The sequence below is a fragment of the Syntrophorhabdaceae bacterium genome, from assembly GCA_028713955.1.
GTDB lineage: Bacteria > Desulfobacterota > Syntrophorhabdia > Syntrophorhabdales > Syntrophorhabdaceae > UBA5609.
On sequence record JAQTNJ010000171.1, the window covers coordinates 1 to 6,835 of the forward strand.

The 6,835-nt window shown below is 50.2% G+C and carries 9 protein-coding genes; 5 read left to right on the top strand and 4 right to left on the bottom strand.

Features of this window, described 5'->3' with window-relative positions; all coding sequences use genetic code 11:
* From PHU49_12600 to PHU49_12620, 5 genes are all read left to right on the top strand, one after another.
* Positions 1-482, top strand: a 482-nt coding sequence (locus PHU49_12600) for an aminotransferase class I/II-fold pyridoxal phosphate-dependent enzyme (GenBank protein MDD5244846.1), incomplete at its 5' end; no start/stop codon positions are given.
* An 88-nt stretch (positions 483-570) separates the two neighbouring features.
* Positions 571-867 carry a hypothetical protein gene (locus PHU49_12605; protein ID MDD5244847.1) on the top strand — a complete coding sequence of 99 codons (297 nt, stop codon included), beginning with the start codon at positions 571-573 and terminating at the stop codon, positions 865-867.
* The gene (locus PHU49_12610; GenBank protein ID MDD5244848.1) at positions 860-1,696 is read left to right on the top strand and encodes an HDOD domain-containing protein; all 837 of its coding nucleotides are present in this window, start codon (positions 860-862) and stop codon (positions 1,694-1,696) included. Before PHU49_12605 ends, PHU49_12610 begins: the two co-directional genes overlap by 8 nt.
* A complete protein-coding gene (locus PHU49_12615) occupies positions 1,693-2,622 on the top strand; it encodes a diguanylate cyclase (protein ID MDD5244849.1) in 930 nt (309 codons plus the stop codon). The genes PHU49_12610 and PHU49_12615 overlap by 4 nt, the downstream gene beginning before the upstream one ends.
* A 180-nt stretch (positions 2,623-2,802) precedes the next feature.
* Positions 2,803-3,837: a histone deacetylase gene (locus PHU49_12620; protein ID MDD5244850.1), complete on the top strand. Its 1,035-nt coding sequence runs from the start codon at positions 2,803-2,805 to the stop codon at positions 3,835-3,837.
* A gap of 8 nt (positions 3,838-3,845) precedes the next feature.
* Here PHU49_12620 and PHU49_12625 read toward each other — a convergent pair whose 3' ends face one another.
* From PHU49_12625 to PHU49_12640, 4 genes are all read right to left on the bottom strand, one after another.
* Positions 3,846-4,130, bottom strand: a complete 285-nt coding sequence (locus PHU49_12625; protein ID MDD5244851.1) for an integration host factor subunit beta — start codon at positions 4,128-4,130, stop codon at positions 3,846-3,848.
* Positions 4,131-4,141: 11 nt separating this feature from the next.
* On the bottom strand, positions 4,142-4,966 hold the full coding sequence (locus PHU49_12630; protein MDD5244852.1) for a phosphoribosylformylglycinamidine synthase subunit PurQ: 825 nt from the start codon (positions 4,964-4,966) through the stop codon (positions 4,142-4,144).
* A complete protein-coding gene (gene ccsB, locus PHU49_12635) occupies positions 4,963-5,778 on the bottom strand; it encodes a c-type cytochrome biogenesis protein CcsB (GenBank protein MDD5244853.1) in 816 nt (271 codons plus the stop codon). The genes PHU49_12630 and ccsB overlap by 4 nt, the downstream gene beginning before the upstream one ends.
* On the bottom strand, positions 5,762-6,835 hold a 1,074-nt coding region (locus PHU49_12640; GenBank protein MDD5244854.1), incomplete at its 5' end, for a cytochrome c biogenesis protein ResB. The genes ccsB and PHU49_12640, both read right to left, overlap by 17 nt.

A 6,835-nucleotide genomic window follows, 5' to 3' on the forward strand; every position in this document is an offset into this window, starting at 1 on the left:
TCGTGGTAAACGGTTTCTCAAAAACGTACGCCATGACAGGCTGGAGGCTTGGATGGATGGTGGTGCCCGGGGAGCTCGTAAGACCAATACAAAAATTCGCTCAAAACATATTCATTTCCCCGCCTTCGATATCACAGTATGCGGCCATGTACGCCTTTGACAATGCTGAAGAACTCGGCCGCATGAGGAAAACATACGAGGAGAGGAGAGATTTCATGGTCCCGAGGCTGAGGGGTCTGGGATTCCATGTGCCTGCAAGCCCCGAGGGGGCCTTTTACATCTACGCGGGGATAGAGCGGTGGGGTATTGACAGTATGGTATTTGTTGAGAGGGCCCTCGACGAGGCCGGGGTGGCCTTTACTCCCGGATACGATTTCGGCTCCTTCAGGGCAGGCTCTCACGTCCGTTTTTCCTACGCAACGGGCATTGAAAGGCTTAAAGAAGGGTGTGACAGGCTGGAGGTGTGGCTTTCCGGGTTGTAAATGTCCGTCAAAGAGCATGAAAAACTTAACCTGTTATGTTTTTATCCGATCATATCTGAGAACTGTTTGAGAGAACGAGGTGCTTGCTGTGCCAAAAATTGTACCTGACAAGCTGGAACCGGGGATGAAATTATTAAAACCTGTGAAGAACAGAAGCGGAATGGTGCTGCTCGGGGAAGGAACTGAGTTAACGGCCGAGCTTATAGAAAGGGTAAGGGATATGGATGCTGACAGCATATCCATCCAGGGGATCTCCCCTCCTTCAACGCCAAAGGAAGAGGTGTTGTCGGCCCTCGACAGGCGTTTTAAGTCTATCGAAGAGGAGCCGTACATGGGTGTCATAAAAAGGGTACTAAAAGAGCATATAGAGGGATTATATGGGTAGCATGGACATCAGGGATCTCCGGGCCAGGGTTGAGAACATCAACGCTTTGCCGACTATTCCGGGTGTCTTGAAAAGGCTTCTTGGGGTCATTGAAAACCCAGGGGTCTCTCTGAACGAGATCAGCAACTTCATATCGAATGACCCTGCCCTTACGACGAAGGTTCTTAAAATGGTCAATTCACCGATATACGGATTTCCCGGCAGGATATCATCGGTAAATCAGGCCGTCATTCTCCTTGGCCTGAACGTTGTTAAGGGCCTGCTCCTCGGTGTTTCGGTCTTTGAGCTCATGCAAAAGACGATGATCGGGCTCTGGGAGCATTCCCTGGGCTGTGCCATCGCTGCAAGGCTTATCGCGGAAAAGAAGGGGTTGAAGGAACCTGAAGAGGCCTCTATTGACGGCCTTCTCCACGACATCGGGAAGGTCCTGCTGATCCTTCAGTTCCCGGAGGAATATGAGGAGGCAATGCGCGATGCGGATATCGGGAACTTAAGCATATATGGTGCTGAACGCGCCCATTTTGGAACAACCCATGCAAGCGTCGGTTCGTGGATGGCCCAGAAATGGCGCTTTCCCCAAAAGCTCGTCGATGTCATCGAGTACCATCACAAGCCGCATCTTTCAAAGAACGCGCCTGTTGAATCTGCAATAGTCCATCTCGCGGACATACTGGTACGGGCAAGGGGGTTCGGGTTTGCCGGCGACCACACCCTTATGGCGGTCAATCCCGAATCCTGGCAGATGCTTGACCTCTCGGAGGCCGACCTCAGGGACATACTGGGGGCCCTCGAAGAGTCCCTGGAGATGACGGAAGAGCTTTCATTATGACCAAAAAGGACATTGTCATTATTTCGCAGGATGCAGCCCTTTCAGATCTCCTGGAGAGGACCTTGCGGGATTTCTTTCGCCTGATACCGTTTTCCAACATCCGGCCTGCCCTTGATTATATCTACAATACAATGCCGGGGCTGCTCATCGTTGACATGACCGGGGACGACCCCTTCACAACGAATACCCTGAACAACCTGAAGGGTGATCCCATCTTCAACCAGCTTCCTGTCCTGGCAATCTTCGGGGATGCCGCTGCGGTTCCTCCCTGGGACTCGCTGCTTGTGGAAGATTACATGTTAAAAAGTGACATTGAAAGAGAGGGTCTCGCCCGGGTCGATCTCTGTATTTTCAGGTCAGAGAGGGTTGTGGAGGTAAACCCCCTTACAAAACTCCCCGGCAATATCTCCATTAACAGGCAGATACAAAAGCGGATAGACCGTGGCGATGTCTTTGCCCTTGCCTACGGCGATCTCGACAATTTTAAACCCTTTAATGATTATTATGGTTTTACCCGCGGCGACGAGGCGATAAAGGTGGCGGGGCGCCTGATCCTGAACATTGTGAAAAACAGGCAGCCGGTCGGGGGCTTTATAGGACATATCGGTGGCGATGATTTTATATACATCATGGATCTAAACCTCGTCGAAGAGGCTTCGGCAGAGATTATCCAGGCATTTGACCGGATCATGCCCACCTTCTACGACCCAGATGACGGGGAGCGGGGCTACATTCAAACAACGGACAGGCAGGGAAAGGAAAAAAGATTCCCCCTTGTCTCCCTTTCCATAGGGATCGCCCACAACAGTAACAGTTCCTTTTCTCATTATGGAGAATTTACAGAGATCGCCTCGGAGATGAAAAAACACGCAAAATATCATAAGGGCAGCTGCTACAAGATAGATAAGCGGCAAGGCCCTGCGTAACCTCCCCGTGAGATGCAAGGGGGAAAAGACAGCTGAGAGCGGAGGGCAGAGAGATAAACTTCTTAAAGAATTGTCTCTTTGGTTTCTCACTATCTACTATTCACTATCGACTATCGACTGTCTCTATAATGCCTTGCTTTTTTACGGAAAACTTACTATCCTGTCACAAGGGAGGATCGCATGAGCGTTGGCATTGTAAGGGACGATGTATTTTTAGAACATACCACTGATGACTACCACCCCGAAAATCCTAACAGGTTAAGATCCATTTACTCTATGCTCGACACCATGGGCAGTGATGGTATCCTCTTCGTGCCGCCGCGGAAGGCAACCCGCGAAGAGATAGCCTTCAATCACGATACTGCCTATATCGATTACGTTGCAGCCACGAGCAATAAACCGCCGAAGAGATTAGACCCCGACACGGTCACCTCTCCGAAGACCTACGAAGCATCCTGTCTTGCGGCAGGAGGCGTCCTGACCCTTATAGACAAGTTGCAATCTTCTGAGATACAAAGCGCCTTTGCCCTTGTGAGGCCCCCGGGTCATCACGCAGAGCGTGACAGGGCAATGGGCTTCTGCATCTTTAATAACATCGCTATCGGCGCACGATACCTGGAAAAAACATATAAAGCAAAGAGGGTCCTCATTGTTGATTTTGATCTTCACCATGGCAACGGGACCCAACATAGTTTTTACAGGGACGCCACGGTCCTCTACTTTTCAACGCATCAATACCCCTATTACCCCGGAACCGGTTGGTATGAAGAGATAGGCGAAGGTGACGGCGAAGGCTATACCGTTAACGTACCCATGTCCTACGGTATGTCCGACGAGGATTATCTCTATGCCTTCCGGGAGGTTCTGGTTCCTGTCTCGGACATCTACAAGCCGGAAATGGTTCTCGTTTCGGCGGGCTTCGATGCCTATTATAATGACCCCCTTGGCGGCATGGTAGTAACCGAAGGGGGGTACGCCATGATGACAAAAATGCTCCTTGAAATCGCGAAGAAGCACTCGAAGGGCGGGGCGCTTTTTGCCCTCGAGGGCGGCTATGACCTGACGGGGCTTGCAAATTCCGTGAAGGCGGTAATAACTGAGATGAAGGGGGATCCTGCCTATTCTTACAACAAGAAAAAGGACCCTTCGAGCGAGATAATACAGACGGTGAAAAAGTTAAAACATCTTTTGGGCCCCCGCTTGGGGAATTTTTAGTTCCGACACTATACAGAGTCTTTCCATATCATCTCTTTCAATTCCTTGCCGACCTTGAAATAGGGAAGTCTTTTCGGCTCAACATTGACCATCTCGCCGCTTTTCGGGTTTCTCCCTTTGTATGCCTTATATTCCCTCAGGGTAAAACTCCCGAAACCCCTTATCTCGACGCGCTCATTATTTATAATGGCCTTTTTTACGCTATCGATGATCGTATCAACTGCTATCTTTGCGATCTTCTGATTCACGTTGATGTCAGCGGCAAGCTTGTTGATGATGTCCATTTTGTTCATGGAAATACCTCCTATTGATTTTCTGATACAAATCTATATGCGTTCTTAAATATTCTCAATCCATCTCCCCCTGCCTTTTCAATGGGTTCCCGCATCCACCTGGGATGTTGTGTATAGTGGATAAACCCCTCCGGATGCGGCATGAGCCCGAAGATTCGTCCCGACTCGTCACACAGACCGGCGATCGCTTCCGCCGAACCATTGGGGCTATAAGGGTATTCATCGGTAACGTTTCCCTTTTCGTCAGCATACTGCAAAACTATATGGCCGCCTTCTTTTATTTTTCCGACAGTCTCCCGGCTGTCTGCAACACATTTTCCTTCGCCGTGTCTTACGGGAAGATAAATTTTATCCATATCGCGGGTAAATATGCAACGAGAAAGTTGATTGATTTTAAGGTATACCCATCGATCCTCAAACCGCCCTGAATCATTAGAGGTCAGCGTTACGGTCTGTCTTCCGTACTCACCGCCGGTTGCCGGAAGCAGGCCGGTCTTCACGAGGAGCTGGAAGCCATTGCATATGCCGAGCAGTATCTTGCCATCGGCCACAAACCCGATCAGTTCATCAATAAACCTCTCCGTTGAACCACGCAGCTTCTGATGCCGCCATTTTACCGCCTGCGCTTTGGCAGAGCCAAGGTCGTCCCCATCAAGAAAGCCGCCGGGAAAATTGATAAAGGCATAGCGGCGAATATCCTTTGGATTTTCCATCAGGCGGTCTACGTGGAGGAGGTCCGTATCAAATCCGGCGAGCCTGTTGGCATAGGCGGTTTCGTATTCGCAGTTTATCCCGTTTCCGAACAACACTAAGCTTTTTGGTCTTTTCTTTTTCATGTGGCGTAGCTGTGCAATCCCGAAAGAATAATATTTACTCCGAAATATGTAAAGATGACGCTCATAAAACCTATGATTGAAATCAAGGCGATCCTCCTCTTCCGCCAGCCCCTCACCAACCTGGCATGTAAAAATAAAGCATATATTATCCACGTAATCAATGACCATGTTTCTTTTGGGTCCCAGCTCCAGTACGAACCCCATGCGTAATGCGCCCAGACGGCGCCTGTGAGTATGCCGAGGCTGAGCATGGGAAAACCAATTATTACGCTGCGGTAATTTATGTCGTCAAGGGTCTCTTTTGGCGGAACAACGCCCTCCCACGTAATAAAATAGAGGGCGCCGCAGATAAAGGATATGACAAACGCCGAGTAGGCCAAAAAACAGGTGACAACGTGGATGTGAAGCCAGTTGCTCTGCAATGCCGGGATCAGGGGCTGGATGCTTTTCTCCACAGAGGGCGAGATGGACGCATACCCCATCAGGAACAGTGAGGCCGTGGACGCGCACATGGTGATCACGGGATAGGGTATCTTCCTCCGCATTATTATGAGCACAAGCGTTACGGACCAGGCAAAAAAGATGAGCGATTCATAGAAGTTTGCGAGCGGCACGTGTCCGATATCCATCCTGTATGATTCGATCCAGCGGAGAACAAGGCCAAGGGTATGGATGCAGAAGGTCCCGTAAATGGTTATCCATGTGACCGAAAGTATCCTCTCCTTTTTTACGGAAAAATAGAGGATATGGAGAAAAAAGATAAGGAGGTATAATAATGTCGCTACCCCGAGGATCTTATGATGTATGGCCATTAATCTCCCCTATCAGTTTCTCGAACTCTTTTTTGAAGTCCTCTCTGTTCCTCAATGCCATCCCTGCTACCAGCACCCCTTCGGAGGCCCTTAGCAGATAGATCCTCCTGTACTGTAAAAAGAAATTAACATACAGGCCCAGGAGGATCAGGGCAAACCCTGTCCAGACCATGAACACTCCCGGGTCCCTCGACACCTCAAGACCGGTGTAGGGTTGTTCCTCGATATCGCCGAGACTTACCTTCACCCCTTGCAGGTTTTGCTCTCTGAGGCGGTCGACATTCTTCAGGAACCAGGTGGCCTTCGGCTCACCATTGTCAAGATATGCAACGAGTACGCCGGGCCCAAAATCATGGACCCTGTTCTCAAAACGTGCCGCCATCAATAAGAGGTTGTTTTTCCTGAACACTTCCCGTTCCATCAGGGCAACCTTCTCCCCCCCGATGTTGAAGAGGAAAACAGGGGCGCTTCCATAATTGGACTGGTAAAAACGTGTCCCCTTATAGGAAAGGGGGTCATTCACCCTTATCTCTTTTCCCAGCATGATCTTTCCGTTCTCTATTACCTCAACAGTGCTCACATAATCCTTTGGTTCTCCGGTGGGGTAAAAATTTACCCTGAAATCCTTGCACCTCAAGGCAAAACCGAGGGGCATCTCGGCAGAGTCCTTCCCGCGCAGCGTTAACCGGTCTTTCGTCTCCCCTATCCTGAGCGTTACAAACCCCCTGTATCCAAAGAGGAGCCCCGCAAAACTCCCGGCGAGGATGACGATAATGCTCGTGTGGATAATAAAAACCCCGTATCTCGATAGCCTCCCCCTCTCCAGAACCGCCCCCTGCTCGTCTCTGACGGCCAGCTTGTAGTTCCTTGTCAGGAGGCCGAGCGTCTCCTCTAAGTCTTTTCCCCGGACATAGGCGTGAAGGTCCATCTTTGACAGCCTATCCTCGCCGGGTAGCCTGATTGCCTTTTTCTCCTTCATGAAAAGGACCAGCCTGCGAAGGGTGCAGAAGACAAGGCTCATTGCGAAGAGGCTGATAAGCGCAATAAACCACGGGGC

Bases quoted from the DNA above. Each gene is read 5' to 3' on its own strand.
- PHU49_12610 (MDD5244848.1), top strand. From the start codon at position 860: ATGGGTAGCATGGACATCAGGGATCTCCGGGCCAGGGTTGAGAACATC.
- PHU49_12615 (MDD5244849.1), top strand. From the start codon at position 1,693: ATGACCAAAAAGGACATTGTCATTATTTCGCAGGATGCAGCCCTTTCA.
- PHU49_12620 (MDD5244850.1), top strand. From the start codon at position 2,803: ATGAGCGTTGGCATTGTAAGGGACGATGTATTTTTAGAACATACCACT.
- PHU49_12625 (MDD5244851.1), bottom strand. From the start codon at position 4,130: ATGAACAAAATGGACATCATCAACAAGCTTGCCGCTGACATCAACGTG.
- PHU49_12630 (MDD5244852.1), bottom strand. From the start codon at position 4,966: ATGAAAAAGAAAAGACCAAAAAGCTTAGTGTTGTTCGGAAACGGGATA.
- ccsB (MDD5244853.1), bottom strand. From the start codon at position 5,778: ATGGCCATACATCATAAGATCCTCGGGGTAGCGACATTATTATACCTC.